Here is a 26,496-nt window from a genome sequence, read left to right as displayed (position 1 = left end):
TACACAGTGGGTGGATTGCGTGGGCTCGCCTCGCTCGGAGCGGAGTGGGAAGTCGGCCAGGCCGACTTCCTGCTCCCACTCTTCTCCGCCCAGCCCCTCCGGGCTCCGCCGTGCTTCAGCCCGGCCCGTTGCCCGGGGCAGGAATATGTAGACCGGTCTACCTTTTCAGGCCACGTCCTTCAATTCACCGCACAGGAAGTCGGCCAGGCCGACTTCCCACTCCCCCGGCGGTCGCCGCCCGCCCCCGCACTCGCTACCGAGCGAATCACCACGGGCAAATATGTAGACCGGTCTACCTTCTGAGGCCGACCCCGCCCCCCAGGACCAAACGCCGGAGTGGGAAGTCGACCTGTCCGACTTCCCACTCCGACCTCCGCACTTCAGAGGCTCACAGGCATCCGGCAACCAAATATGTAGACCGGTCTACATCTTCAGTCGCACTCCGCTGCCCCTGCACGAGCAGTCGGCCCGGCCGACTTCCCACTCCGCTCCGAGCGAGGCGAGCCCACGCAATCCACCCACTGTGTAGACCGGTCGACCTATTCCTCGCCAGCCCCCACGGCCCCATCGCCCCCCGCGGACGACCGCACATCGCGCCAGACCGCCGACAGGGCCCCCGCCACCTGCAATGCGGTGACCGGGGCACCCGGCACGCCCAGCGCCCCCTCGTCGCTCGCCACGCCCGCTCCCGCCGCCAGACCCGCGCCCGCTCCCGCCGCCAGACCCGCTGCGCGGCGGCCGGCCAGGCCGTGGAGGTACGCCGCCACCGATGCCGCGTCCAGCGCGGACAGGCCGGCCGCCAGCAGGGAGCCGGCCAGGCCGGCGAGGACGTCGCCGCTCCCGGCCGTCGCCAGCCACGGGGTGCCGGTCGGGTTGACCCGCACCGCGCCTCCCGGGTCCGCGATCACCGTGGTGGAGCCCTTCAGCAGCACCGTCGCCCGGTACGCGGCGGCGAGTCGGCGCGCGGTCGTCAGCCGGGCGGCGGCCAGGTCGTCGGCCGGCGGCGGTGCGGTGCCCGCAGCCCCCGCCCCCGCCAGCAGCCGGGCCGCCTCACCGGTGTGCGGGGTGAGCAGTGTGGGCGCCGTCCGCCCGGTCAGGGCCTGCGGGCCGAGTCGGCCCAGTTCGGTGAGCCCGTCCGCGTCCACCAGCACGGGCACGTCGCTCGCCAGCGCCTCGCCGAGCGTCTGCCGGGCTCCGTCCCCGCCGCCCGGGCCGACCACCCAGGCCTGCACCCGCCCGGCCCCGGCCGGTCCGCCCTCGGTGACCAGGACCTCGGGGAACCGTCGCACCACCTCCTCGGCCGCCGTGCCTACGTACCGCACCGCCCCCGCGCCACCGCGCAGCGCCCCGGCGACCGCCAGCAGCGCGGCCCCCGGATACGTCGCCGAGCCGGCCGCCACCCCGACGACGCCGCGCCGGTACTTGTCGCTCTCCGCTCCCGGGACCGGCAGCAGCGCCGCCACCTCGGCGTGCTGCAGGGCCGCCACGTCGGCCGTCGGCAGCTCCAGCCCGATCTCCACCAGCTGCACCGCACCGGCGTAGGAGGCTCCTGGATCGATCAACAGTCCGGGCTTGTGGGTGCCGAAGCAGACCGTGACGTCCGCCCGCAGCGCCACTCCCGCCACCTCACCGGTGTCGGCGTCCACACCGCTGGGCACGTCCACCGCGACCACCACACCCCGACGCGCCGCCCGTGCGTACGGCTCCGCCTCCGGGCGCAGCCCGCCCCGGCCGCCGATGCCGACGATGCCGTCCAGCACCAGGTCCGCGCGCGAGAAGTCGGCCAGGCCGACTTCCCGCTCCCGTACGACCCGCCCGCGCGCGGCCCGCAGCGCGGCCAGCCCGTCCGCGTGCGCGCGCTCGGGCGCGAGCAGTACCGCCGTCACCCGCGCGCCCCGCCGGGCCAGTGCCGCGCCGGCGTACAGCGCGTCACCCCCGTTGTCCCCGCTGCCCGCGAGCACCACCACCCGGCTCCCGTACACCCGGCCGCGACGGCGCGTCAGCAGTCGCGCGCAGGTGGCGGCGAGACCGGCGGCGGCCCGTTGCATCAGGGTGCCCTCGGGCAGCCGGGCCATCAGTTCGGCCTCGGCGGCCCGGACCTGTTCGACACGGTGAGCACGGCGCATGCGCAAGCCCCTAACCCTCGGCTGACCCTCGGCAACGACTACCGCCGACGCTACGCCCGCGTCGTGGCAGAGCGACACCTGCCACGAGCCGACGCCGCGTTCGGCCCCCCGCAGACCCACCCACCCCAGTGCTCCCCCGCTTCGCGAACACCTACCGTGTCGCCCACGAGGACCGGCGGAAGCAAGGAGAGGCAGTAAGGAGAACGGCCGGGGTCGCCACGCCGGCGGTCGAGCGCCCCGCCGGGCCCGGGGAAGTCCTCCGGGCGTTCCTGGGGCCGGAAACACCGCCGGCTTCAAGGCCGTGCCGATCGGGGGCGACATCGTCCTGACGCCACGCCGGACGGAGCGCACGAGGCCGCGTCCGCACCGCTCGACCGGCAGTTCATCCGAAAGGCCGCGATCGAGTTCGACCTTCCGGGCCACCAGGGCCCCATCGCGCGGCCCCATCACGCGGGCCCCATCACGCGGGGCCCGATCGCGCGGGGCGTGGCTCAATCGAGCGTGGCCCGACCGCGCCGACCGGACGGTTCACCCCCGGCGGCACCATCAGTCCGGTCGCGGCACTTCCCGAGCCCGGGCGCCGGCTCCCAGCCGGAGGCTCCGGCTCCCAGCCGGAGGCTCCAGCTCCCGGCGTCCGGCGTCCGGCGTCCTCATGGTCTTCGAGGTGACGTCGCCCGGCCCGGTCAAGGACCGGCCGACCACAGCAGCCACCGCGACCGCGACGAGGTCCCGTTCAGCGAAGCTGATCGACCCGCCCCGTCCCCCCGCCGCTCGACACGGTGCCCCTGCGGTAGGACGCAGCCACCGCAGGGGCACCACCCGAGTCAGAACGGCGATCGGCTACTCGACGGTGACCGACTTCGCCAGGTTGCGCGGCTGGTCGACCTCGTGGCCCTTGGCCGTGGCCAGCTCGCAGGCGAAGACCTGCAGCGGCACGGTGGAGACCAGCGGCTGCAGCAGGGTCGGCGTCACGGGGATGCGGATCAGGTGGTCCGCGTACGGGACGACCGCCTCGTCGCCCTCCTCCGCGATGACGATGGTGCGCGCACCGCGGGCCCGGATCTCCTGGATGTTGGAGACGATCTTGTCGTGCAGGATCGACCGCCCGCGCGGCGACGGCACGACCACCACGACCGGCAGCCCCTCCTCGATCAGCGCGATCGGCCCGTGCTTCAGCTCGCCCGCCGCGAAGCCCTCGGCGTGCATGTACGCCAGCTCCTTGAGCTTGAGCGCGCCCTCCAGGGCCACCGGGAAGCCGACGTGCCGGCCGAGGAACAGCACGGACTTGGCGTCGGCCAGCGAACGCGCCAGCTCGCGCACCGGCTCCATGGTCTGGAGCACCTGCTCGACCTGCTTGGGCGCGTCGCCGAGCTCCTTGATGACCGCGGAGATCTCGTCGCCCCACTTGGTGCCGCGCACCTGGCCCAGGTAGAGCGCGACCAGGTAGCAGGCGACCAGCTGGGTCAGGAACGCCTTGGTGGAGGCGACCGCCACCTCCGGGCCGGCGTGCGTGTAGAGCACCGCGTCCGACTCGCGCGGGATGGTCGAGCCGTTGGTGTTGCAGATCGCCAGCACCTTGGCGCCCTGCTCGCGCGCGTGCCGCAGCGCCATCAGGGTGTCCATGGTCTCGCCGGACTGCGAGATCGCGATGACCAGCGTGCCCGGGCCCATGATCGGGTCGCGGTAGCGGAACTCCGAGGCGACCTCGACCTCGCAGGGGATGCGGGTCCAGTGCTCGATCGCGTACTTGGCGATCATGCCGGCGTGGAAGGCCGTGCCACAGGCGACGATGACGACCTTGTCCACCGAGCGCAGGTCCGCGTCGGAGATCCGCAGCTCGTCGAGGGTGAGCCGGCCGTCGGTGCCGATCCGGCCGAGGAGGGTGTCGGCGACGGCCTTCGGCTGCTCGGCGATCTCCTTGAGCATGAAGTAGTCGTAGCCGCCCTTCTCGGCGGCCGAGGCGTCCCAGTCGACGTGGTACTCGCGCACCTCGGCCGGGTTGCCGTCGAAGTCGGTCACCGTGACGCCGTCCCGGCGCAGCTCGACGACCTGGTCCTGACCGAGCTCGATCGCCTCACGGGTGTGGGCGATGAACGCGGCCACGTCCGAGGCGAGGAAGTTCTCGCCCTCGCCGCGCCCGACCACCAGCGGCGAGTTGCGGCGCGCGCCGACCACGACGTCCGGCGCGTCGGCGTGCACGGCGACGAGGGTGAACGCGCCGTCCAGCCGGCGGCAGACGATCCGCATGGCCTCCGCGAGGTCGCCCTCGTACACCTCGGCCAGCAGGTGCGCGACGACCTCGGTGTCGGTCTCGGAGCGCAGCGTGCGGCCGCGCTCGGTCAGCTCCGCCCGCAGCTGGGCGAAGTTCTCGATGATGCCGTTGTGGACCACGGCCACCCGGACGGCGTCGTCCAGGTGGGGGTGGGCATTGGCGTCCGTCGGGCCGCCGTGGGTGGCCCATCGGGTGTGGCCGATGCCGGTGGTGCCGCCGGGAAGAGGGGTCTCGGCGAGCGACTTCTCCAGGTTGGCGAGCTTGCCCGCCCGCTTGTCGGTGGCGAGGCTCCACTGCCCGTCGGAGCCCTGCACCTGCACCGCGACACCGGCCGAGTCGTAGCCCCGGTACTCCAGTCGCTGCAGGCCTGCGATTACTACATCAAGGGCGGGCTGAGAGCCCACGTATCCAACGATTCCGCACATGCGTGCCAGCATAAGGGCGCCCGGGACGCCCCATTCGCACCCTTCCCCCACCGTGCGTGACCGACACCACAGCCACCGTGAACGCCGCTACGGCCCACAATGGAGCATGTGCTGACCGAACTCTGTACGCGGGGCGCCGCCACGCCCGGCCCGTCGCCGTCCCCCTACGTGGACCTCAGCCGGGCCGAGTGGAGCGCGCTGCGCGAGCGTACGCCGCTGCCGCTGACCGCCGAGGAGGTGGAACGGCTGCGCGGTCTCGGTACCGCCCTCGACCTCGACGAGGTCCGTGACGTCTACCTGCCGCTGTCCCGCCTGCTGAACCTCTACATCCACGCCACCCACGACCTGCGGGGCGCGCTGGGCACCTTCCTGGACACGCCGGACACCGAACGCACCCGCACGCCGTTCATCATCGGCGTGGCCGGCTCCGTCGCGGTCGGCAAGTCCACCACCGCCCGGCTGCTCCAGGCGCTGCTGGCCCGCTGGCCCGAGCACCCCCGGGTCGAGCTGGTCACCACCGACGGGTTCCTGCTGCCCAACGCCGAGCTGCGCAGGCGCGGCCTGATGGCCCGCAAGGGCTTCCCGGAGTCCTACGACCGCCGTGCGCTGATGCGCTTCGTGGCGGACGTGAAGGCCGGCAAGGAGCTGGTCACCGCGCCGGTGTACTCGCACCTGGTGTACGACATCGTGCCCGGCGAGCGGCTGACCGTGGAGCGTCCGGACATCCTCATCGTCGAGGGCCTGAATGTGCTCCAGCCGGCCCTGCCCGGGACGGACGGCCGGACCAGGCTCGCGGTCACCGACTACTTCGACTTCTCCATCTACGTCGACGCCCGCACCGACGACATCGAGAACTGGTACCTGGACCGCTTCCGCAAGCTGCGGCAGACCGCCTTCCAGGACCCGAACTCCTACTTCCGCCGCTTCACCGAGGTGCCGGAGGAGGAGGCGATGGAGTACGGCCGCCAGGTCTGGCGCACCATCAACAAGCCGAACCTGCTGGAGAACGTGCTGCCCACCCGCGGCCGCGCGACCCTCGTCCTGCAGAAGGGCCAGGACCACAAGGTCCGCCGCGCGCTGCTGCGCAAGCTCTGACCCGGGCCGCCCCGACAGAACGCCGCAGGGCCCCCGCCGTTCGTCACGGCGGGGGCCCTGCTCGCACGCTGAGCGGGCGTCAGCCCAGGTACGTGCGGACGGCCTCGGCCAGCCGCTCGGCGACGGCCTTGGCCTGCACCTGGTCGGCGGCCTCGACCATCACCCGGACCAGCGGCTCGGTGCCCGAGGGGCGCAGCAGCACCCGGCCGGTGGAGCCCAGCTCGGCCTCGGCCTCGGCGACCGCCGCGGACAGCTCGACGCAGGAGTTCACCCGGCTCTTGTCCACGCCCTTGACGTTGATCAGCAGCTGCGGAAGCCGGGTCATCACGGCGGCCAGGTCGGCCAGCGGCTGCTTGGTGGCGGCCAGCCGGGCGCCCAGCATCAGACCGGTCAGGGTGCCGTCACCGGTGGTGGCGTGGTCCAGCAGGATGACGTGGCCGGACTGCTCGCCGCCGAGCGCGAAGCCGTGCTCCTTCATCGCCTCCAGCACGTAGCGGTCGCCGACCGCGGTCTGCACCAGCTCGACGCCCTCGCGCTCCATCGCCAGCTTGAAGCCCAGGTTGGACATCACGGTGGCGACGGCGGTGTTGCCGCGCAGGGTGCCGGCCTCCTTCATGGCGACGGCCAGGATCGCGATGATCTGGTCGCCGTCGACCTCGTTGCCCTCCGCGTCGGCGGCCAGGCAGCGGTCGGCGTCGCCGTCGAGCGCGATGCCGAGGTCGGCCCGGTACTCCTTCATCGCGGCCTGCAGCCGGTCCAGGTGGGTGGAGCCGACGCCGTCGTTGATGTTGAGACCGGTGGGCTCCGCCCCCAGGGTGTGGACGACCTCGGCGCCGGCCCGGGCGAACGCCTCGGGGGCGACGTAGGCGGCCGCGCCGTGCGCGCCGTCGATGACGACCCGGATGCCGTCCAGGCGGTTGGGCAGCACGCCGATCAGGTGGGCGACGTACTTGTCGAAGCCCTCGGTGTACTCGCGGACCCGGCCGACGGCCTCGCCGGTCGGGCGCTTCCACTCCTCGCCGCCGACGGCGTGGGCGCGGTAGTGCGCCTCGATGGCGTCCTCGATCCGGTCGTCCAGCTTGTGGCCGCCCCGGGCGAGGAACTTGATGCCGTTGTCCGGCATGGCGTTGTGGCTGGCGGAGAGCATCACGCCGAAGTCGGCGCCGAGGGCGCCGGTGAGGTAGGCCACCGCCGGGGTGGGCAGCACGCCGACCCGCAGCACGTCGACGCCCGCGCTCGCCAGGCCGGCGATGACCGCGGCCTCCAGGAACTCGCCCGAGGCGCGCGGGTCGCGGCCGACCACCGCGACCGGCCGGTGGCCGTCGAAGGCCCCCGCCTCACCGAGGACGTGCGCCGACGCGACGGACAGCCCGAGCGCGAGCTCCGCCGTCAGCCCCACGTTGGCCACACCGCGTACGCCGTCCGTACCGAAGAGTCGTCCCACTGTCCCGTCCTCCATCACCGCTGCTGGCAGGTAAACCCGGCAGTCCATTCGATCGAATCCCCGGCCTTCGCACCATGCGCGGGGAGCACGACGCCCCGGAGTACACGGGGTACTCCGGGGCGTGAGAGCGCAACCGGGGGTGTGCACCACCAGGGCGGCACACACCCCCTCGGGCGCGACTAGCGCTTGCTGTACTGCGGGGCCTTGCGGGCCTTCTTGAGACCGGCCTTCTTGCGCTCGACGGCACGCGCGTCACGCATCAGGAAGCCGGCCTTCTTGAGGGCGGCGCGGTTGTTGTCCACGTCGGCCTCGTTCAGGGCGCGGGCCACGCCGAGGCGCAGCGCGTAGGCCTGACCGGAGGTGCCGCCACCCGAGATGCGGGCGACGACGTCGTAACGACCGTCCAGCTCCAGCAGCTTGAAGGGCTCGTTCACGGTCTGCTGGTGCACCTTGTTGGGGAAGTAGTTCTCCAGGGTGCGACCGTTGATCTTCCAGACGCCGGTGCCCGGGACGATGCGCACGCGGGCGATCGCCTCCTTGCGGCGGCCAAGGCCGGCGCCGGGGACGGCCTCGCCGAAGCGGCCGGCCAGCGACTCGGAGGTGTAGCTCTCCTCGGAGGTGAACTCGCCCTCGACGACGGTCTCGTCGAAGTCGACCTCAAGGGTTTCAGTGGTCTCGGCCACGGTGTTCCTCAGCTCTTTTCAGTGTTGGGGGGCTAGGTGGCCGGAGTTACTGCGCGACCTGGGTGATCTCGAACGGCACCGGCTGCTGCGCAGCGTGGGGGTGCTGGTCGCCCGAGTAGACCTTCAGCTTCGAGAGCATCTGGCGACCCAGGGTGTTCTTGGGGATCATGCCCTTGATGGCCTTCTCGACGGCCTTCTCCGGGTTGTTCGCCAGGAGGTCGTCGTAGCGGACCGAGCGGAGACCGCCCGGGAAGCCGCTGTGGCGGTACGCCAGCTTCTGGGTCTTCTTGTTACCCGACAGGTGCACCTTGTCCGCGTTGATGATGATGACGAAGTCACCGGTGTCAACGTGCGGCGCGTAGATCGCCTTGTGCTTACCCCGGAGGATGTTGGCGGCCTGGGAGGCCAGGCGGCCGAGCACGACGTCGGTCGCGTCGATGACGTGCCACTGACGCTGGACGTCGCCGGGCTTGGGGCTGTACGTACGCACGGTCGTAGCCTCTGCTTTTCAGTGAGTGAGTCCTGACAGGAGCACCCGGTCGAGGGCATCAGCCTGGCCGCCTTGGACGCAATTCAAGGGGAGCCGCTGGGTCGTCGACCTGATATCTCCGGCGTACCGACCTCTCACGTGAGATAGAGCGAGCCAATACGCACAACAAGCCCCCAGGCTACCGGGCGCGCCGGGGTCGGTCAAAATCCCCCCTCGGCGGCCGGGCCGGAAAGCGGCCCGGACGGCCCCCGATCGGTGCTCCCGCACCGCCCGGGCGGGGCTCCGGTCAGCGCTCGCGCTCGACCCGGGTGACGTCCCAGACCGGGTCCGCGGACTCGTACACACGGCCGTCCGCGCCGAAGACCAGGAAGCGGTCGAAGGTCTTGGCGAACCACCGGTCGTGCGTGACGCACAACACGGTGCCGTCGAAGGCCTCCAGGCCGGCCTGCAGCGCCTCGGCGCTCTCCAGGTCCAGGTTGTCGGTCGGCTCGTCCAGCAACAGCGCCGTCACGCCGTCCAGTTCGAGCTTGAGGATCATCAACCGGGCCTGCTGGCCGCCGGACAGCGACTCGAACTTCTGCTCCTCCTGGCGGTCCAGCTCGTAGCGCCGCAGCGCCCCCATCGCGGCGCCGCGGCTGAGCGCGTGCTCCTCCTCGACGATCGAGCGCACCGTGCGGCCGAAGAGCTCCGGGTGGGCGTGGGTCTGCCGGAAGTGGCCCGGCACGACACGGGCGCCGAGCTTCCACTGACCGGTGTGGGCGACCGTCCCGTCGCCGGCGAGCAGCCGCAGGAAGTGCGACTTGCCCGAGCCGTTGGAGCCCAGCACGCCGATCCGCTCGCCGTAGAAGACCTCCAGGTCGAACGGCTTCATCAGGCCGGTGAGCTCCAGCTGCTCCATGGTGAAGGCCCGGACGCCCGTCCGGCCGCCCTTGAGCCGCATGGTGATGTTCTGCTCGCGGGGCGGCTCCTCCGGGCGGCCCGCCTCCTCGAACTTCTTCAGCCTGGTCTGCGCCGCGGCGTAGCGGGTGGCCAGCGCGTGGCTGACCGAGGCGGCCTGGCGCAGGGTGACCACCAGCTTCTTGAGCTTGGCGTGCTCCTCGTCCCAGCGCCGGCCGAGTTCCTCGAAGCGGGCGAAGCGGTCCTTGCGGGCCTCGTGGAAGGAGTCGAAGCCGCCGCCGTGCACCCAGACGCTGCTGCCGGCCGCGCCGGACTCGACGCTGATGATCTTCTCGGCGGTACGGGAGAGCAGTTCGCGGTCGTGCGAGATGTAGAGCACGGTCTTGGAGGTGGCCTTGATCGCCTCCTCCAGCCAGCGCTTGCCGGGGACGTCCAGGTAGTTGTCCGGCTCGTCCAGCAGCAGCACCTCGTCGGGGCCGCGCAGCAGGGCCTCCAGGACGAGGCGCTTCTGCTCCCCTCCGGAGAGCGTGTTCAGCCCGCGCCACTGGGCCTTGTCGAAGGGCATCCCGAGGGCCGCCGTGGTGCAGACGTCCCAGTCGGTCTCGTAGTCGTAGCCGCCGACGTCGGCCCAGTCGGAGAGCGCCTGGGCGTAGGCCATCTGCGTCTTCTCGTCGTCCTGGGCGATCATCGCCAGCTCGGCGGCGTCGACCGCGCGGGCCGCGACGGCGATCCGCTCGGGGGCCACCGAGACCAGCAGGTCGCGGACGGAGGCGTCGGCGGCCAGCGGGGCCGGGCCCTGCCGGTCCTCGTCGTCCTGCTTCGCCTCGCGCCCGGTGGTGCCGACGAACTGGCGCATCACGCCGAGGCCGCCGCTGATCGTGACCGAGCCGCCGTGCGGCTGGAGGTCGCCCGCGATCATGCGCAGCAGGGTGGTCTTGCCGGCGCCGTTGGCGCCCACCAGGGCGACCGCGGAGCCCTCGCCGACCCGGAAGGACGCGTCGTCGAACAGCACCCGCCCGTCCGGCAGGTAGTACTCAAGGTGCGAAATCTCGACGTGTCCCATGCGGACGATTCTCCCAAGCCGCGGCCCAGGACCAAAACGGATTAGCCGACCACCGGCTGCCCCGGCAGCGTCCTGATCCGGCGGGCCAGCCGGCTGCGCTCGGCGAGCTGGTCGTCGGCCGGGTAGCCGACCTCCTCCAGCGTCAGCCCGTACGGCCGGATCACGTTGACCGCGGAGTTGCGCACCCCGCCGGCCAGCACCTCGCCGGGGAACTCCACCGGCCTGTGCCCGTCGCCGACCAGCAGCATCGCGCCGACCAGGGCCCGCACCATGTTGTGGCAGAAGGCGTCGGCGCGGACGGTGGCGACCGCCAGCGAGCCCTCCTGCGAGGCGTAGGAGTCGACCGGGACGCGGTCCCAGCGCAGTTCCAGCAGCGTGCGGATGGTCGTCGCGCCCTCGCGCTTCTTGCAGTACGCGGCGAAGTCGTGCTCCCCCAGCAGCAGCGCCGCGGCCGCGTTCATCCGCTCGACGTCCAGCGGCCGGTCGTGCCAGAGCACATGGCCGCGCAGCAGCGGGTCCACCCCGCCGGGGTGATCGGCGACGCGGTAGGCGTAGCGGCGCCAGATCGCCGAGAAGCGGGCGTCGAAGCCGGCCGGCGCCTCGCCGATCCGGTAGATCCGGACGTCCCCGGGCAGCCGCCCGGCCAGCCTGCGCAGCAGCTTCTCGCGGTGCGCGGCCCACAGCTCGGCCGGCAGGTCGACGTGCGCGACCTGGCCGCGCGCGTGCACACCGGCGTCGGTCCGTCCGGCGACCGTCAGCGGGTACAGCTCGGTGCTGCGGGTGACGATCTGCAGCGCGCTCTCGATCTCCTCCTGCACCGTGCGGCGGCCACCGCGCTGGCGGGCCCAGCCGGAGAACTCCGCGCCCTGGTAGGCGAGGTCGAGCCGGACCCGGACGTACCCGTCGGCCGGGCCGTCCTTCACCGGCGGACGCTCGGCGCAATCGTCGATCACTGCTTCACTCCAGACAGAAGGAACGGGCCCGCTCCCCCACGGAATGGGAGAGCGGGCCCGCACTGCACCCAAAGGCGTCAGGCCTGCTCGGCCTCGGCCTCGTCGGCCTTGGTGTCCTCGGCCTTGGTCTCCTCGACCTTGGCCTCGGCCTCCTTGACGGCGCGCTTGGTGGCACCCTCGGCCTCGCCGACGGCGGTCTGCGCGACGGTCAGCGCCTCGACCAGCTCGATCACGGCCATCGGGGCGTTGTCGCCACGACGGGGACCGATCTTGGTGATACGGGTGTAGCCACCCGGGCGGTTCTCGTAGCGCGGCGCGATCTCGGTGAAGAGGGTGTGCAGCACGGAGATGTCGGTGATCGTCTTGCGAACCAGGCGACGGTTGTGGATGTCGCCCTTCTTCGCCTTGGTGATCAGCTTCTCCGCCAGCGGGCGCATCCGACGGGCCTTGGCCTCGGTCGTGGTGATGCGGCCGTACTGGAACAGCTCCCGGCACAGGCCGGCCAGCAGCAGCGGCTCGTGGTGGGGGCCGCCGCCGAGGCGGGCACCCTTGGTGGGACGCGGCATGGAATTACTCCTTGAATCTCCGACTGCGGCCGTACCAGGTACCGCAGCGGGCGTACGGGCACGGTGCCCGTACGGCTTTCATGATGACGGGGGCGGCTCCGGGGAACCGCCCCCACCAGCAAACTCTTAGTACTGCTCGGTCTCCGCGTAACCCGCGTCGTCCAGGTCGTCGGCGCCGAAGGCGTCGGCGGCGGCGGTCGGGTCGAACCCGGGCGGGCTGTCCTTGAGGGCCAGGCCCATGCCGGCCAGCTTCGCCTTGACCTCGTCGATCGACTTCGCACCGAAGTTGCGGATGTCGAGCAGGTCGGCCTCGGAGCGGGCGACGAGCTCACCCACGGTGTGGATGCCCTCGCGCTTGAGGCAGTTGTACGACCGAACGGTGAGCTCGAGCTCCTCGATCGGCAGCGCCAGGTCGGCGGCCAGGGCGGCGTCCGTGGGGGACGGGCCCATGTCGATGCCCTCGGCGTCGATGTTCAGCTCGCGGGCGAGACCGAACAGCTCCACCAGGGTCTTGCCGGCCGAGGCCATGGCGTCACGCGGGCGCATGGCGGGCTTGGTCTCGACGTCGACGATCAGCTTGTCGAAGTCGGTCCGCTGCTCGACACGGGTCGCCTCGACCTTGTAGGTGACCTTCAGCACGGGGCTGTAGATCGAGTCCACCGGGATGCGGCCGATCTCCTGGCCGGAAGCCTTGTTCTGCACGGCGGAGACGTAGCCGCGACCGCGCTCGACGGTCAGCTCCATCTCCAGCTTGCCCTTGCCGTTCAGCGTGGCGAGGACCAGCTCGGGGTTGTGCACCTCGACACCGGCCGGCGGCGCGATGTCGGCGGCGGTGACCACACCCGGGCCCTGCTTGCGCAGGTACATCACGACCGGCTCGTCGTGCTCCGAGGAGACGACCAGCTGCTTGATGTTGAGGATGAGGTCGGTGACGTCCTCCTTGACGCCCGGCACGGTGGTGAACTCGTGCAGGACGCCGTCGACCCGGATGCTGGTGACAGCGGCACCGGGGATCGAGGAGAGGAGCGTGCGGCGAAGGGAGTTGCCGAGGGTGTAGCCGAAGCCCGGCTCCAGCGGCTCGATCACGAACCGCGAGCGGAATTCGTCGACGACCTCTTCGGTCAGCGAGGGACGCTGAGCGATCAGCATGTTTTCAGATCCTCCAGTTGTCTTCGGCACCCACTATTTGATGCCGAACAGAACCAGCGTACGGGGTCCCGGACGAACCGGGACCCCGTACGCGGTGTCAAGCGAACACCAGTGCCCGAAGGCGCTGCGTCAGACGCGGCGGCGCTTCGGCGGACGGCAGCCGTTGTGCGGGGTGGGGGTGACGTCCTGGATCGAGCCCACCTCCAGGCCGGTGGCCTGGAGCGAGCGGATCGCGGTCTCACGGCCGGAGCCCGGACCCTTGACGAAGACGTCGACCTTGCGCATGCCGTGCTCCTGCGCGCGACGGGCAGCGGCCTCGGCGGCCATCTGCGCGGCGAACGGGGTGGACTTGCGCGAGCCCTTGAAGCCGACGTGGCCGGCGGAGGCCCAGGAGATCACGTTGCCCGCGGGGTCGGTGATCGAAACGATGGTGTTGTTGAACGTGCTCTTGATGTGCGCGTGGCCGTGAGCGACGTTCTTCTTTTCCTTGCGGCGGATCTTCTTCGCGCCGGCAGCCTGACGACCCTTGGGGGGCATAAGTCTGTTCTCCTACTGAGGTGGTCGGTCCGCTGACCCGCGGGCCGGAGGGATGTCCGGTGACGGGACGGACTACTTCTTGCCCGGCTTCTTCTTGCCGGCGATCGCGCGACGCGGGCCCTTGCGGGTACGCGCGTTGGTGTGGGTGCGCTGACCGCGGACCGGCAGGCCGCGGCGGTGACGCAGACCCTCGTAGCAGCCGATCTCGACCTTGCGGCGGATGTCGGCGGCCACCTCACGGCGGAGGTCACCCTCGACCGTGTAGTTGGCGTCGATGTACTGACCCAGCTTGACGAGGTCTTCCTCGGAGATGTCGCGAACGCGGACATCCGGGCTGACACCGGTCTCGGCCAGGGTCTGCTGGGCGCGGGTACGACCGATGCCGTACACGTAGGTAAGGGCGATCTCGATCCGCTTCTCACGGGGGAGATCAACGCCGGCGAGGCGTGCCATTCAAGGCTCCTGTGTTTCTTCAGAGGTCTTGCGTGCTACCTACTCCGACACCTCACGGTGTGGGAGCCCCGGCCTCTGACCGGGGGTGGCAGTCCGCCCTGCGAAGGGCGGATCGGGTAGCCCGCTTATGACGTTTTCGCGTCGCGCGAAGTACTACGAGAAATGCTGGGGAGAACTGATCAGCCCTGGCGCTGCTTGTGGCGCAGGTTGTCGCAGATCACCATGACCCGGCCGTGACGGCGGATCACCTTGCACTTGTCGCAGATCTTCTTGACGCTCGGCTTGACCTTCATGCTTCAGGTTCTCCGGGTCTAGATCTGACGTTCTTACTTGTAGCGGTAGACGATCCGGCCGCGCGTGAGGTCGTAGGGGCTGAGCTCCACCACGACCCGGTCGTCCGGCAGGATGCGGATGTAGTGCATGCGCATCTTGCCGCTGATGTGCGCGAGGACCTTGTGACCGTTCTGCAGCTCGACCTTGAACATCGCGTTCGGAAGAGACTCGATCACGGTGCCCTCGATCTCAATGGCGCCTTGCTTCTTAGCCATGAACTGCGAGATCCACCTTCCGGGACCGGCTACCGTATGCGGCACGCTCGTGCGAACCTGGGTCCACCCCGTCCCCCGAGAGGGAAGAGGGCGTGCTGGAGCACGCTACGAGTGAGCCGACGGTCCATCCTACGCCAGTGCGCCCGATGGGCCAAAACGAGGCCGCCGGGCGCGGCCGGCGCCGCCCGTCCGGCCGTCACAGGCCGGGGCTGACCACCAGCGGCTCGACGTGGGCGGTGCAGGCGCTGCAGCGGCGCGCGGCCTGCGGTATCTCGGTCAGGCACTCGGGGCAGGGGCGCTTCGGGGACTTCGGCTTCTTCGGCAGGTAGCGGGCGGTGGCCTTGGTCACCGGCAGCACGACGCAGAAGTACAGCACCGCGGCGGTCATGAGGAACGCGATCAGCACGTTGAGGAACTGCCCCCACGGGAAGATGACCCCGCCCAGGTTGGCCTTGTAGGAGCTGAAGTCGCCCGCGGCACCGACCACCACGCCGACCAGCGGGGTGAGGAAGGCCGACACGAAGCCGGTCACCACGCCGGTGAAGGCCGCACCGATGACGACACCGACGGCCATGTCGACCACGTTGCCGCGCATCATGAAGTCGCGGAATCCCTTGAGCACTGCACTCTCCTGCTTGATCGAAGCCGCTGAAGCCAGTGAAGCCACTGCCAGCCGATAAAAATAGGACAAAAGCCCTGGAGGTCCAAACCCCCAGGGCTCTGATCCGTTGTCGGACGCGGTAGTTGACCGCCTCCGCGACTACCCGAGGGGGTCCGGAGCTGCGGTGATGCCCAGCTTCGCGAGTTCGGCGCGGCCGCCGTCGAAGGCCGTCAGGACCAGCGGGCCCTGCTCGGTGACGGCAACCGAGTGCTCCCAGTGCGAGGCCCAGGTGCCGTCGGTGGTCACGACGGTCCAGTCGTCCTCCAGCACGGTGGTGTGCGGGGTGCCCAGCGAGACCATCGGCTCGATCGCCAGCACGGTGCCGGGGATCAGCTTGGGGCCCTTGCCGCGCCCCCGCTCGACGTAGTTCAGCACGTGCGGCTCCATGTGCATCGCGGTGCCGATGCCGTGGCCGCCGTAGCCCTCGGTGATGCCCCACTTGCCCTTCGGCGGGAGCGGCTGGCGCCGGATGAAGCCCTCGATCGCCTTGGAGACGTCCGCCAGGCGGTTGCCCTTCTTCATCTGGGCGATGCCGGCCCACATCGAGCCCTCGGTGACCCGGCTGAGCATCTCCACCTCGGGGCGCACCTCGCCGACCGCCACGGTGATCGCCGCGTCGCCGTGCCAGCCGTCCACGATGGCGCCGCAGTCGATCGAGATGACGTCGCCCTCCTGGAGCACCCGGTCGCCGGGGATGCCGTGCACGACCTCGTTGTTCACCGAGGCGCAGATCACCCCGGGGAACCAGAGCCCGCCGTGGTCGGCGCGGAAGTTCGAGGTGGCGCCGTGGTCGGTGATGACCTTGTCCGCGATGTCGTTGAGCTCCTGGGTGGTCACCCCCGGAGCGACCGCCTCCCGGCAGGCCTTGAGCGCCTCGGCGACGACCAGCCCGGCCACTCGCATCTTCGCGATCTGCTCGGGGGTCTTGATCTCCACCATCTGGTCACGCCTTCCTAGGGTTCCCGCCCGGTCCTTGCCGGACGGCCGTGCACTCGTTCCACCGTACGACGCCGTACGGCCGCGCTGCCCCGGCGAGGGGCGGCGCGGCCGTACGGCGTCGCTCGGTAATGTCAGTTGTCCTGCTTCAGCGCCTCGATCGCGCGCTGGGTCACCTCGTCCACCTTGCCGAGCGCGGGGATCGTCGCCACCAGGCCCTGCTGGGCGTAGTAGTCGATGATCGGCTCGGTCTCGGTGTGGTAGACCTCCAGCCGCGTCCGCACCTTCTCCTCGGTGTCGTCCGAGCGCTGGTACAGCTCGCCGCCGCACTCGTCGCAGACGCCCTCGGCCTTCGGCGGGTTGTAGTCCACGTGGAACACGTGGCCCCCGTCGTTGCGGCACAGGCGACGGCCGGCGATCCGGCGGACGACCTCGTCCTCGGGAACCTCCAGGTCCAGCACGCCGTCCAGCGCGATGCCCTGCTCGGCCAGGAACTCGTCCAGCGCCTTGGCCTGGCCAAGGTTGCGCGGGAAGCCGTCGAGCAGGAAGCCGTTGCCGGCGTCGGGCTGGAGCATGCGGTCCTTGGCCATCCCGATGGTGACCTCATCCGGTACCAGGCGACCCGCGTCCATGAAGCTCTTGGCCTCGAGCCCCAGCGGGGTGCCCTGACCGATGTTGGCGCGGAACAGGTCGCCGGTGGAGATGTGGGGAATGGACAGGGTCTTGGCGAGCAGGTGCGCCTGAGTACCCTTCCCGGCCCCGGGAGGTCCGACGAGGACGATACGCATCAGCGGAGGAACCCTTCGTAATTGCGCTGCTGGAGCTGGCTCTCGATCTGCTTCACAGTTTCGAGTCCGACGCCGACGACGATGAGAACGCTGGTGCCGCCGAACGGGAAGTTGGTCTGCTGCCCGAAGGCCACCAGGGCGATCATCGGGATCAACGCGATCAGGCCCAGGTAGAGCGAACCCGGCCACGTGATGCGGGTGAGCACGTAGTTCAGGTACTCGGCCGTCGGCCGGCCGGCCCGGATGCCCGGGATGAACCCACCATACTTCTTCATATTGTCGGCAACTTCTTCGGGGTTGAAGGAGATGGCGACGTAGAAGAAGGCGAAGAAGACGATCAGCAGGAAGTAGGTGGCCATGTAGACCGGGTGGTCACCCTTGACGAAGTTGGTCCTGATCCACGTCGCCCAGCCGGCCTGGCTGCTGGTCAGCTGGACCACCAGGGCGGGGATGTACAGCAGCGACGAGGCGAAGATGACCGGGATGACACCGGCCTGGTTCACCTTGAGGGGGATGTAGGTCGAGGTGCCGCCGAAGGCGCGGCGCCCGATCATCCGCTTCGCGTACTGCACCGGGATCCGGCGCTGCGCCTGCTCCACGAAGATGACCAGCATCACAACGATGACGCCGACCGCGACCACGGAGAGGAACTCGACCCAGCCGCCGCCGATGGTGCCGGAGGTCTTGATCGCCCACATCGAGCCCGGGAAGCCCGAGGCGATCGAGGTGAAGATGAGGATCGACATGCCGTTGCCGATGCCGCGGTCGGTGATCAGCTCACCCAGCCACATGATGAACGTGGTGCCGGCGGTCATCGTGATCACCATGACGGCGATCCGGAACACCGACTGGTCCGGCACGATCTGGTTGGCGTAGACGCAGCCCGAGAACAGCGCGCCGCTGGAGGCCGTCGCCACGATGCCGGTGCCCTGGAGCACGGCGAGCGCGATGGTCAGGTAGCGCGTGTACTGGGTGATCTTCGCGGTACCGGCCTGCCCCTCCTTCTTCAGCGCCTCGAGCCGCGGGATCACGACGGTGAGGAGCTGGAGGATGATGCTGGCCGTGATGTACGGCATGATGCCGAGCGCGAAGATCGTGAGCTGGAGGAGCGCGCCACCACTGAACAGGTTGACGAGCCCGAACAATCCGCTGCTCTTGGTGTCCTTCACACATTCGTTGACAGCTTGGAAGCTGACCCCGGGTACCGGGACGTGGGAGCCCAGCCGGAACAGCACCATGATGCCCAGCGTGAACAGCAGCTTCTTGCGCAGGTCGGGCGTCTGGAACGCCCGCGCGAACGCACTGAGCACGGTGCCTCCTGCGCCTCCCGCGCGTCGTCGGCGGGAGGGTCGGTCCTGAATGGGGAGTTTGCGGTTCGGGCCCCCGTACAGACGGCACAGGCGAGCCTACGCGCAGCCTACAAGGGAACTCCACGGACTCTAACAGTGCGCGGCCGCTCGAAAGAAGCGCGTACGGCCCCTCCCCCACTCACGGGGTACGGGATGCCCGGGTTTGCCACACAAAAGAACGAGGCCCGTACCCGCTTGAGTGCGGCTACGGACCACCGGGACAACGCACGAGCCCCGCACCTCCGTGAAGGAGGTGCGGGGCTCGTGGGGAGTCAGCGGGCTCAGACGAGCTCGGTGACGGTACCGCCGGCGGCGGTGATCTTCTCGGCGGCGGAGCCGGAGACGGCGTCGACCGTCACCTGCAGCGCGACCGAGATCTCGCCGGTGCCGAGCACCTTGACGAGGGAGTTCTTGCGAACCGCGCCCTTGGCGATCAGGTCCTCGACAGTGACCTCGCCACCCTGCGGGTAGAGCTCGGCCAGCTTGTCGAGGTTGACAACCTGGAACGTGATCTTGAACGGGTTCTTGAAGCCCTTCAGCTTCGGCAGGCGCATGTGGAGCGGCATCTGGCCACCCTCGAAGCGCTGCGGAACCTGGTAGCGGGCCTTGGTGCCCTTGGTACCACGACCGGCGGTCTTACCCTTGGAGCCCTCACCACGACCGACACGGGTCTTGGCGGTCTTGGCACCCGGGGCGGGACGCAGGTTGTGAACCTTGATCGGCGAGTCGCCCATAATCAGTCCACCTCCTCGACCGTGACGAGGTGACGCACGGTCTGGGCCATCCCGCGGATCTCGGGACGGTCCTCCTTGACGACCACATCGTGCATGCGCTTCAGACCCAGCGAGCGCAGCGTCTCGCGGTGGTTCTGCTTGCTGCCGATGTAGGACTTGGTCTGCGTGATCTTCAGGCGAGCCATCAGGCACTCACCCCTGCAGCACGAGCCCGCAGCAGAGCGGCGGGAGCCACGTCCTCCAGCGGCAGGCCACGACGGGCGGCGATCTCCTCGGGGCGCACGAGGCCCTTCAGAGCGGCCACCGTGGCGTGCACGATGTTGATCGCGTTGTCGGAGCCGAGCGACTTCGACAGGATGTCGTGGATACCGGCGCACTCGAGCACGGCACGCACCGGGCCACCGGCGATAACACCGGTACCGGGGGCAGCCGGCTTCAGGAGCACGACGCCGGCAGCCTTCTCGCCCTGGATCGGGTGAGGGATGGTGCCCTGGATACGGGGGACCTTGAAGAAGTTCTTCTTGGCCTCCTCAACACCCTTGGCGATGGCGGCCGGAACCTCCTTCGCCTTCCCGTAACCGACACCTACGGTGCCGTCACCGTCGCCCACCACGACCAGCGCGGTGAAGCTGAAACGACGACCACCCTTGACAACCTTGGCGACACGGTTGATCGCAACGACGCGCTCGACGTAAGCGGTCTTCTCGACGGCGGGGGCATTGCCCCGGTCGTCACGCTTACGGTCACGCCGCTCGCCACCGCCGGTGCCGCCGCCGGCGCCGCTACCGCGGCGCTGGGGTCCAGCCATTGGAATTACCTCTCTCGATTACGTCCGTCGACTGAGCCGACGAGCGGCTTAGAAGTCGAGCCCGGCCTCACGGGCAGCATCGGCCAGAGCGGCGATGCGGCCTGCGTACCGGTTGCCCGCGCGGTCGAAGACGACCGACTCGATGCCGGCGGCCTTGGCGCGCTCGGCGACCAGGCTCCCGACCTTCTTGGCCAGCTCGGTCTTGTCGCCCTCGACGCCCTTGATGGACACGTCGAGGGTGGACGCCGACGCCAGGGTGTGACCCTTGGCGTCGTCGATGACCTGGGCGACCATGTGACGGTTCGAGCGCGTCACAACGAGGCGCGGACGCACCTCGGTGCCGACGACGCGCTTGCGAACGCGGATCGCGCGGCGCTTGCGAGCGGCGCTCTTGTAGGCGTTGCCCTTGCCGATCTTGACAGAGACGCTCATCGCTTACTTACCACTCTTTCCGACCTTGCGGCGGATGACCTCGCCCGCGTACTTGACGCCCTTGGCCTTGTACGGGTCGGGCTTGCGCAGCTTGCGGATCTTCGCGGCGACCTCGCCGACCTTCTGCTTGTCGATGCCGTCCACGTGGAACTTGGTGGCCGACTCGACGACGAAGGTGATGCCCTCCGGGGCCTCGACCAGGATCGGGTGGCTGTAGCCGAGCTGGAACTCCATGTTGGAGCCCTTCGCCAGGACTCGATAGCCAACACCGCTGATCTCCAGCGACTTGCGGTAGCCCGCGGTCACGCCGGTGATCATGTTCGCCACCAGCGTGCGGGAAAGGCCGTGCAGGGCCTTCGACAGACGCTCGTCGTTGGGGCGGGTGACGAGCAGCGTGCCGTCCTCGCCCTTGCCGATCTCGATCGGCGCGGCGACATGGTGGGTGAGGGAGCCCTTGGGGCCCTTCACCGAGACCGCCTGGCCATCGATGGTGACGTCCACGCCGGCGGGAACCGGGATGGGCAGCCGTCCAATGCGCGACATTGCTGTACCTCCGTTTCCCGAATTACCAGACGTAGGCGAGAACTTCTCCGCCTACGCCCTTCTTGGCTGCCTGCTTGTCGGTGAGGAGACCGGAGGACGTGGAGATGATCGCCACGCCCAGGCCGCCGAGCACCTTCGGCAGGTTGGTGGACTTTGCGTAGACCCGCAGGCCCGGCTTGCTGATCCGCTTGATGCCAGCGATCGAGCGCTCACGGTTGGGACCGAACTTGAGCTCGATGGTCAGCTTCTTGCCGACCTCGCCCTCGACGGGCTCCTCAACCTTGTAGGAGGAGATGTACCCCTCCTGCTGCAGGATCTGGGCGACGTGCGCCTTGATCTTGCTGGCCGGCATCGCCACGGAGTCGTGGTACGCCGAGTTAGCGTTACGCAGACGCGTGAGCATGTCTGCGATGGGGTCGGTCATGGTCATGATGGCCTCAGGCCTCTCTCGCCGTGGTTTCTCCGCACCAGGTCCCCCGTGTTCCTGAGGAACACGGGGCACAGGCGCAGGGGACCTGCGACGTAGTAAGTCTGGGTGCGAGCCCTCGAAGAGGGTCAGCGGCCGCTACGGAGCGACCGTGACAGGGGGCCCGACCCCACTACCTTACGGGATTCCGTACGGGAGCCCAAAAACGGGCGATGTGGGATCGGGCACCCTGCTTCGCGTGATGCGACTAGAGCGGTTGCCCTCTAAGGGAAGAGGACTACCAGGAGCTCTTGGTCACGCCCGGCAGCTCGCCGCGGTGCGCCATCTCACGGAGGCACACACGGCAGAGGCCGAACTTGCGGTACACCGAGTGCGGGCGACCGCAGCGCTGGCACCGGGTGTAGGCCCGGACGCCGAACTTCGGCTTCCGCTCGGCCTTTGCGATGAGGGACTTCTTCGCCATTGGCTCACGCCTCCTTGAACGGGAAGCCCAGAGCGCGCAGGAGCGCCCGGCCCTCGTCGTCGGTCTGAGCGGTGGTCACGACGGTGATGTCCATACCGCGCTGACGGTCGACCTTGTCCTGGTCGATCTCGTGGAACATAACCTGCTCGGTCAGACCGAAGGTGTAGTTGCCACGGCCGTCGAACTGCTTGGGGGAGAGACCGCGGAAGTCACGGATACGCGGCAGAGCCAGCGACACCAGACGGTCCAGGAACTCCCACATGCGGTCACCACGGAGGGTGACGTGGGTGCCGATCGGCTGGCCCTCGCGCAGCTTGAACTGCGCGATGGACTTACGAGCCTTGGTCACGGCCGGCTTCTGACCGGTGATCGCGGTCAGGTCGCGGATCGCGCCCTCGATCAGCTTGCTGTCACGGGCGGCCTCGCCGACACCCATGTTGACGACGACCTTGACCAGGCCGGGCGTCAGCATGACGTTCTCGTACGAGAACTGCTCCTGCAGCTGACCCTTGATCTCGGAGTTGTAACGCTCCTTGAGACGGGGGGTCACCTTCTCAACAGACGTCTCAGACATCAGATGTCCTCACCGGTTCGCTTGGCAACGCGGATCTTGTTGCCCTCGTCGTCGAAGCGGTAGCCAACGCGGGTGACGACCTTCTTGCCGTCCTTCTCCACGACCAGCTGGACGTTGGAGACGTGCACCGGGGCCTCGACGGTGACAATGCCACCCTGAGTACCCGGGCCCGGCTTGGTGTGCTTCTTGACCCGGTTGACACCCTCGACCAGGACCTTGTTCTCGGCGGGCATGGCCTGGATGACCTTGCCCTGCTTGCCGCGGTCCTTGCCGGTGATGACCTGGACCAGGTCACCCTTCTTGATCTTCATGCTGTTCGCCATGGGTTAGAGCACCTCCGGCGCCAGCGAGATGATCTTCATGAACTTCTTGTCGCGCAGCTCGCGGCCCACCGGGCCGAAGATGCGGGTACCGCGGGGGTCACCATCGGTGTTCTTGAGAACCACGGCGGCGTTCTCGTCGAACCGGATGTACGAACCGTCGGGACGGCGGCGCGACTTCACGGTGCGGACGACGACGCACTTGACGACGTCACCCTTCTTGACCGAACCGCCGGGGATCGCGTCCTTGACGGTCGCGACGATGACGTCCCCGATACCGGCGTAGCGGCGACCGGAACCACCGAGAACGCGGATGCAAAGGATTTCCTTCGCGCCCGTGTTGTCGGCGACACGCAGTCGCGACTCCTGCTGGATCACAGCTTTCTCCTGATCGTCAACGAGAGCTGACGGGCCGGCCGCTGCTCACACCGGCGCCCGCGAGGGACCCGTTGCACATACGGCCGTACCACATCGACTTCGTTACTTGGCCTTCTCGAGGATCTCGACGACGCGCCAGCGCTTCGTCGCGGACAGCGGGCGGGTCTCCGCGAGGAGGACCCGGTCGCCGATGCCGCAGGCGTTCGCCTCGTCGTGCGCCTTCAGCTTGTTCGTACGGCGGATGACCTTGCCGTACAGAGCGTGCTTGACGCGGTCCTCGACGGCGACGACGACGGTCTTGTCCATCTTGTCGCTGACGACGAGGCCCTCACGGGTCTTGCGGAAACCGCGCGTCTCGTTGGTGTTCTCAGTCATCAGGCGTTCTCCACCGTCTCGATGCCCAGCTCGCGCTCGCGCATCAGGGTGTAGATCCGCGCGATGTCCTTACGGACGAGCTTGAGCCGTCCGTGGTTGTCGAGCTGCCCGGTCGCCGCCTGGAAGCGGAGGTTGAACAGCTCCTCCTTGGCCTCACGGAGCTTGGCAACGAGACCCTCGTTGTCCAGCTCGCGGAGGTCAGCAGCCTTGGTGCCGGCCGACATCAGCTCTCACCTGCCTCGCGCCGGATGATCCGGCACTTCATCGGGAGCTTGTGAGCTGCGCGGGTCAGCGCCTCACGAGCCACCTTCTCGTTGGGGTACGACAGCTCGAACATGACCCGACCCGGGTGCACGTTCGCGATCCACCACTCGGGCGAACCCTTACCGGAACCCATGCGGGTCTCGGCCGGCTTCTTGGTGAGCGGACGGTCCGGGTAGATGTTGATCCAGACCTTGCCGCCACGCTTGATGTGACGGGTGACGGCGATACGAGCGGACTCGATCTGCCGGTTCGTCACGTAGGCCGGGGTAACGGCCTGGATGCCGTACTCGCCGAAGGCGAGCTCGGTGCCACCCTTGGAGGCGCCGCGGCGCTTCGGGTGGTGCTGCTTGCGGTGCTTGACCCGACGGGGGATCAGCATTTGGGTCAGGCCTCCGTTCCGGTGTTCTCGGCAGCCGGGGTCTCGGCGGCGACCGGGGCCTGAGCCTCGGTGCCGGCGGGACGACGGCCACGGCCACCGCGCTCGCCACCACGGCGCTCGCCACCGCGGGCGGGACGACCACCCTCGGGACGGGCCGGACGGTTGCCCGAGCGGGCAGCGGCGTTCTCAGCGCGGACCTCGGCGATGTTCTTGACGTCGCCCTTGTAGATCCAGACCTTCACACCGATACGGCCGAAGGTCGTCTTGGCCTCGAAGAAGCCGTAGTCGACGTTCGCGCGCAGGGTGTGCAGCGGCACACGGCCCTCGCGGTAGAACTCCGAACGGCTCATCTCGGCGCCGCCGAGACGACCGGAGCACTGGACCTTGATGCCCTTGGCGCCGGACTTCATGGTGCCCTGCATCGACTTGCGCATGGCACGGCGGAAGGAGACGCGGGAGGACAGCTGCTCCGCGACGCCCTGAGCCACGAGCTGGGCGTCCAGCTCGGGGTTCTTGACCTCGAGGATGTTCAGCTGGACCTGCTTGCCGGTCAGCTTCTCCAGGTCGCCGCGGATGCGGTCGGCCTCGGTGCCACGGCGACCGATGACGATGCCGGGGCGCGCGGTGTGGATGTCGACGCGGACGCGGTCGCGGGTGCGCTCGATCTCAACCTTCGAGATGCCGGCGCGCTCCATGCCCTTCGTCATCATGCGACGAATGGCGACGTCTTCCTTGACGTAGTCCTTGTACAGCTTGTCGGCGTACCAGCGGGACTTGAAGTCCGTGCTGATGCCGAGGCGGAACCCGTGCGGGTTAACCTTCTGGCCCATTACCGGGTCCCTTCCTTGCTGCTGACGACCACGGTGATGTGGCTGGTCCGCTTGCGGATCCGGTAGGCACGGCCCTGGGCGCGCGGACGGAACCGCTTCAGGGTCGGGCCCTCGTCAACGTACGCCTCGCTGATGACGAGGTCGTCCACGTTGGAGTGGTTGTAGTTGTGCGCGGCGTTGGCAATGGCGCTGTTGAGCACCTTGCTGACCGGCACGGTAGCGGCCTGCGGAGCGAAACGCAGGACCGCCTGGGCCTCCGTGGCGTTCAGGCCACGGATGAGGTCCACCACGCGGCGGGCCTTCATGGGCGTGACGCGGATGTACCGCGCCTGGGCCCTGGCTTCCATGGTTGTCCCCTTGCTGGTGTAAGTCATTGAGTCGGTAATCTCGCTGGCGACTAGCGACGCTTCGACTTGCGGTCGTCCTTGACGTGACCGCGGAAGGTACGCGTCGGCGCGAACTCGCCGAGCTTGTGGCCGACCATCGACTCGGTGACGAACACCGGGACGTGCTTGCGGCCATCGTGCACCGCGATCGTGTGGCCGAGCATGGCCGGGAAGATCACGGAGCGACGGGACCAGGTCTTGATGACGTTCTGGGTACCCGCCTCGTTCTGAGCGTCCACCTTCTTGAGAAGGTGGCCGTCAATGAAGGGGCCCTTCTTGAGACTGCGCGGCATCTGACCTGCTCCTAGCGCTTCTTGTTGGTCTTGCGGCGGCGCACGATGAGAGCGTCCGACGCCTTCTTCGGGCGACGGGTACGACCCTCCTTCTGGCCCCACGGCGAGACCGGGTGGCGACCACCGGAGGTCTTACCCTCACCACCACCGTGCGGGTGGTCGATCGGGTTCATGGCCACACCACGCACGGTCGGGCGAACGCCCTTCCAGCGCATACGGCCGGCCTTGCCCCAGTTGATGTTCGACTGCTCGGCGTTGCCGACCTCGCCGACCGTCGCGCGGCAGCGCGCGTCGACCAGGCGGATCTCACCGGAGGGCATGCGCAGGTGCGCCATCTTGCCCTCACGCGCCAGCAGCTGGATGCCGGCACCGGCGGAGCGGGCCATCTTGGCACCGCCGCCGGGACGCAGCTCCACCGCGTGGATGGTGGTACCGACCGGGATGTTGCGAAGCGGCAGGTTGTTGCCGGGCTTGATGTCGGCGCCAGGGCCGTTCTCGACCCGGTCGCCCTGCGCGATGCCGCGCGGCGCGATGATGTAGCGCTTCTCGCCGTCCGCGTAGTGCAGGAGCGCGATGCGCGCGGTGCGGTTCGGGTCGTACTCGATGTGCGCGACCTTGGCCGGCACGCCGTCCTTGTCGTGACGACGGAAGTCGATCACGCGGTAGGCGCGCTTGTGACCGCCACCCTGGTGGCGAACGGTGATCCGACCGGCGTTGTTACGGCCGCCCTTGCTGTGCAGGGGGCGAACCAGCGACTTCTCCGGCGTGGACCGCGTGATCTCTACGAAGTCGGCCACGCTGGAGCCACGACGGCCCGGCGTAGTCGGCTTGTACTTGCGGATGCCCATTTGGCTC

General features: G+C 69.2%; 35 protein-coding genes. 1 reads left to right on the top strand and 34 read right to left on the bottom strand.

The features are described from left to right. Window positions 1-539 precede the first annotated feature (539 nt). The gene (locus ABT263_RS01575; protein ID WP_352286379.1) at window positions 540-2,126 is read right to left on the bottom strand and encodes an NAD(P)H-hydrate dehydratase; all 1,587 of its coding nucleotides are present in this window, start codon (window positions 2,124-2,126) and stop codon (window positions 540-542) included. 840 nt (window positions 2,127-2,966) lie between these two features. After that, complete coding sequence (gene glmS / locus ABT263_RS01570; protein ID WP_329488100.1) at window positions 2,967-4,823, bottom strand: glutamine--fructose-6-phosphate transaminase (isomerizing); 1,857 nt, start codon at window positions 4,821-4,823, stop codon at window positions 2,967-2,969. A gap of 99 nt (window positions 4,824-4,922) precedes the next feature. Here glmS and coaA point away from each other — a divergent pair, with 99 nt between their 5' ends. Beyond that, window positions 4,923-5,918 (top strand): type I pantothenate kinase, encoded by a 996-nt coding sequence (coaA, locus tag ABT263_RS01565; RefSeq protein ID WP_352286377.1) that lies wholly within the window; start codon window positions 4,923-4,925, stop codon window positions 5,916-5,918. Window positions 5,919-5,997: 79 nt separating this feature from the next. On the opposite strand, the gene glmM is transcribed toward coaA, so the two are convergent. The 32 genes from glmM to rplB all read right to left on the bottom strand — a co-directional run bounded on the left by glmM (window position 5,998) and on the right by rplB (window position 26,489). Further along, complete coding sequence (glmM, locus tag ABT263_RS01560) at window positions 5,998-7,362, bottom strand: phosphoglucosamine mutase (RefSeq protein ID WP_352286376.1); 1,365 nt, start codon at window positions 7,360-7,362, stop codon at window positions 5,998-6,000. A gap of 179 nt (window positions 7,363-7,541) precedes the next feature. Then, on the bottom strand, window positions 7,542-8,045 hold the full coding sequence (rpsI, locus tag ABT263_RS01555) for a 30S ribosomal protein S9 (RefSeq protein WP_329488104.1): 504 nt from the start codon (window positions 8,043-8,045) through the stop codon (window positions 7,542-7,544). Between the two features lie 46 nt (window positions 8,046-8,091). After that, a complete protein-coding gene (gene rplM / locus ABT263_RS01550) occupies window positions 8,092-8,535 on the bottom strand; it encodes a 50S ribosomal protein L13 (protein ID WP_329488106.1) in 444 nt (147 codons plus the stop codon). A gap of 286 nt (window positions 8,536-8,821) precedes the next feature. Beyond that, window positions 8,822-10,495 carry an ABC-F family ATP-binding cassette domain-containing protein gene (locus ABT263_RS01545; protein ID WP_352286374.1) on the bottom strand — a complete coding sequence of 558 codons (1,674 nt, stop codon included), beginning with the start codon at window positions 10,493-10,495 and terminating at the stop codon, window positions 8,822-8,824. Between the two features lie 41 nt (window positions 10,496-10,536). After that, window positions 10,537-11,448: a tRNA pseudouridine(38-40) synthase TruA gene (gene truA, locus ABT263_RS01540; protein WP_329488110.1), complete on the bottom strand. Its 912-nt coding sequence runs from the start codon at window positions 11,446-11,448 to the stop codon at window positions 10,537-10,539. A 77-nt stretch (window positions 11,449-11,525) separates the two neighbouring features. Then, on the bottom strand, window positions 11,526-12,014 hold the full coding sequence (gene rplQ, locus ABT263_RS01535; protein WP_352286372.1) for a 50S ribosomal protein L17: 489 nt from the start codon (window positions 12,012-12,014) through the stop codon (window positions 11,526-11,528). Window positions 12,015-12,140: 126 nt separating this feature from the next. After that, on the bottom strand, window positions 12,141-13,163 hold the full coding sequence (locus tag ABT263_RS01530; RefSeq protein ID WP_030232516.1) for a DNA-directed RNA polymerase subunit alpha: 1,023 nt from the start codon (window positions 13,161-13,163) through the stop codon (window positions 12,141-12,143). Between the two features lie 129 nt (window positions 13,164-13,292). Then, the gene (gene rpsK, locus ABT263_RS01525) at window positions 13,293-13,700 is read right to left on the bottom strand and encodes a 30S ribosomal protein S11 (protein ID WP_030232513.1); all 408 of its coding nucleotides are present in this window, start codon (window positions 13,698-13,700) and stop codon (window positions 13,293-13,295) included. A 72-nt stretch (window positions 13,701-13,772) separates the two neighbouring features. Next, window positions 13,773-14,153 carry a 30S ribosomal protein S13 gene (gene rpsM, locus ABT263_RS01520; RefSeq protein ID WP_329488114.1) on the bottom strand — a complete coding sequence of 127 codons (381 nt, stop codon included), beginning with the start codon at window positions 14,151-14,153 and terminating at the stop codon, window positions 13,773-13,775. Window positions 14,154-14,332: 179 nt separating this feature from the next. Continuing rightward, window positions 14,333-14,446 carry a 50S ribosomal protein L36 gene (gene rpmJ, locus ABT263_RS01515; RefSeq protein WP_003956441.1) on the bottom strand — a complete coding sequence of 38 codons (114 nt, stop codon included), beginning with the start codon at window positions 14,444-14,446 and terminating at the stop codon, window positions 14,333-14,335. 33 nt (window positions 14,447-14,479) lie between these two features. Continuing rightward, window positions 14,480-14,701 carry a translation initiation factor IF-1 gene (infA, locus tag ABT263_RS01510; protein ID WP_003956442.1) on the bottom strand — a complete coding sequence of 74 codons (222 nt, stop codon included), beginning with the start codon at window positions 14,699-14,701 and terminating at the stop codon, window positions 14,480-14,482. A gap of 196 nt (window positions 14,702-14,897) precedes the next feature. Next, on the bottom strand, window positions 14,898-15,323 hold the full coding sequence (gene mscL / locus ABT263_RS01505; protein WP_329488115.1) for a large conductance mechanosensitive channel protein MscL: 426 nt from the start codon (window positions 15,321-15,323) through the stop codon (window positions 14,898-14,900). A 138-nt stretch (window positions 15,324-15,461) separates the two neighbouring features. Further along, window positions 15,462-16,301: a type I methionyl aminopeptidase gene (gene map, locus ABT263_RS01500; RefSeq protein WP_329488116.1), complete on the bottom strand. Its 840-nt coding sequence runs from the start codon at window positions 16,299-16,301 to the stop codon at window positions 15,462-15,464. A gap of 131 nt (window positions 16,302-16,432) precedes the next feature. Next, complete coding sequence (locus tag ABT263_RS01495) at window positions 16,433-17,086, bottom strand: adenylate kinase (protein ID WP_329488117.1); 654 nt, start codon at window positions 17,084-17,086, stop codon at window positions 16,433-16,435. Beyond that, complete coding sequence (secY, locus tag ABT263_RS01490; RefSeq protein ID WP_329488118.1) at window positions 17,086-18,396, bottom strand: preprotein translocase subunit SecY; 1,311 nt, start codon at window positions 18,394-18,396, stop codon at window positions 17,086-17,088. The genes ABT263_RS01495 and secY overlap by 1 nt, the downstream gene beginning before the upstream one ends. 320 nt (window positions 18,397-18,716) lie before the next feature. Beyond that, on the bottom strand, window positions 18,717-19,169 hold the full coding sequence (gene rplO / locus ABT263_RS01485; protein ID WP_380382401.1) for a 50S ribosomal protein L15: 453 nt from the start codon (window positions 19,167-19,169) through the stop codon (window positions 18,717-18,719). Window positions 19,170-19,171: 2 nt separating this feature from the next. Further along, a complete protein-coding gene (gene rpmD, locus ABT263_RS01480; protein ID WP_030300409.1) occupies window positions 19,172-19,354 on the bottom strand; it encodes a 50S ribosomal protein L30 in 183 nt (60 codons plus the stop codon). After that, window positions 19,354-19,977, bottom strand: coding sequence for a 30S ribosomal protein S5 (gene rpsE / locus ABT263_RS01475; RefSeq protein WP_030055834.1), 624 nt, complete (start codon window positions 19,975-19,977; stop codon window positions 19,354-19,356). The genes rpmD and rpsE overlap by 1 nt, the downstream gene beginning before the upstream one ends. A gap of 48 nt (window positions 19,978-20,025) precedes the next feature. Continuing rightward, on the bottom strand, window positions 20,026-20,409 hold the full coding sequence (gene rplR / locus ABT263_RS01470; RefSeq protein ID WP_209414075.1) for a 50S ribosomal protein L18: 384 nt from the start codon (window positions 20,407-20,409) through the stop codon (window positions 20,026-20,028). A 3-nt stretch (window positions 20,410-20,412) separates the two neighbouring features. Beyond that, window positions 20,413-20,952, bottom strand: a complete 540-nt coding sequence (rplF, locus tag ABT263_RS01465; RefSeq protein WP_329488120.1) for a 50S ribosomal protein L6 — start codon at window positions 20,950-20,952, stop codon at window positions 20,413-20,415. A 22-nt stretch (window positions 20,953-20,974) separates the two neighbouring features. Further along, complete coding sequence (gene rpsH / locus ABT263_RS01460; protein ID WP_031063036.1) at window positions 20,975-21,382, bottom strand: 30S ribosomal protein S8; 408 nt, start codon at window positions 21,380-21,382, stop codon at window positions 20,975-20,977. Window positions 21,383-21,656: 274 nt separating this feature from the next. Further along, on the bottom strand, window positions 21,657-21,842 hold the full coding sequence (locus ABT263_RS01455; protein ID WP_030393303.1) for a type Z 30S ribosomal protein S14: 186 nt from the start codon (window positions 21,840-21,842) through the stop codon (window positions 21,657-21,659). Window positions 21,843-21,846: 4 nt separating this feature from the next. Continuing rightward, on the bottom strand, window positions 21,847-22,416 hold the full coding sequence (gene rplE, locus ABT263_RS01450) for a 50S ribosomal protein L5 (protein WP_030300393.1): 570 nt from the start codon (window positions 22,414-22,416) through the stop codon (window positions 21,847-21,849). Then, window positions 22,416-22,727: a 50S ribosomal protein L24 gene (rplX, locus tag ABT263_RS01445; protein WP_030055828.1), complete on the bottom strand. Its 312-nt coding sequence runs from the start codon at window positions 22,725-22,727 to the stop codon at window positions 22,416-22,418. The genes rplE and rplX overlap by 1 nt, the downstream gene beginning before the upstream one ends. 15 nt (window positions 22,728-22,742) lie before the next feature. After that, window positions 22,743-23,114, bottom strand: coding sequence for a 50S ribosomal protein L14 (gene rplN / locus ABT263_RS01440; protein ID WP_030393301.1), 372 nt, complete (start codon window positions 23,112-23,114; stop codon window positions 22,743-22,745). A 102-nt stretch (window positions 23,115-23,216) separates the two neighbouring features. Continuing rightward, on the bottom strand, window positions 23,217-23,489 hold the full coding sequence (rpsQ, locus tag ABT263_RS01435) for a 30S ribosomal protein S17 (RefSeq protein ID WP_030055826.1): 273 nt from the start codon (window positions 23,487-23,489) through the stop codon (window positions 23,217-23,219). Next, a complete protein-coding gene (gene rpmC, locus ABT263_RS01430; RefSeq protein WP_063348970.1) occupies window positions 23,489-23,713 on the bottom strand; it encodes a 50S ribosomal protein L29 in 225 nt (74 codons plus the stop codon). The genes rpsQ and rpmC overlap by 1 nt, the downstream gene beginning before the upstream one ends. After that, the gene (gene rplP / locus ABT263_RS01425) at window positions 23,713-24,132 is read right to left on the bottom strand and encodes a 50S ribosomal protein L16 (RefSeq protein ID WP_030393299.1); all 420 of its coding nucleotides are present in this window, start codon (window positions 24,130-24,132) and stop codon (window positions 23,713-23,715) included. The genes rpmC and rplP overlap by 1 nt, the downstream gene beginning before the upstream one ends. Before the next feature lie 5 nt (window positions 24,133-24,137). Further along, a complete protein-coding gene (gene rpsC, locus ABT263_RS01420) occupies window positions 24,138-24,962 on the bottom strand; it encodes a 30S ribosomal protein S3 (RefSeq protein ID WP_327677868.1) in 825 nt (274 codons plus the stop codon). After that, on the bottom strand, window positions 24,962-25,309 hold the full coding sequence (rplV, locus tag ABT263_RS01415) for a 50S ribosomal protein L22 (RefSeq protein WP_329488124.1): 348 nt from the start codon (window positions 25,307-25,309) through the stop codon (window positions 24,962-24,964). The genes rpsC and rplV overlap by 1 nt, the downstream gene beginning before the upstream one ends. Window positions 25,310-25,359: 50 nt before the next feature. Continuing rightward, the gene (rpsS, locus tag ABT263_RS01410) at window positions 25,360-25,641 is read right to left on the bottom strand and encodes a 30S ribosomal protein S19 (RefSeq protein ID WP_030055821.1); all 282 of its coding nucleotides are present in this window, start codon (window positions 25,639-25,641) and stop codon (window positions 25,360-25,362) included. Window positions 25,642-25,652: 11 nt separating this feature from the next. After that, window positions 25,653-26,489 (bottom strand): 50S ribosomal protein L2, encoded by an 837-nt coding sequence (gene rplB / locus ABT263_RS01405; RefSeq protein ID WP_327677872.1) that lies wholly within the window; start codon window positions 26,487-26,489, stop codon window positions 25,653-25,655. Between the last annotated feature and the right edge of the window lie 7 nt (window positions 26,490-26,496).

The sequence above is a fragment of the Kitasatospora sp. NPDC001603 genome (genome assembly GCF_040298365.1).
Lineage (GTDB): Bacteria > Actinomycetota > Actinomycetes > Streptomycetales > Streptomycetaceae > Kitasatospora.
This window is presented reverse-complemented; position numbering and strand designations above follow the sequence as displayed.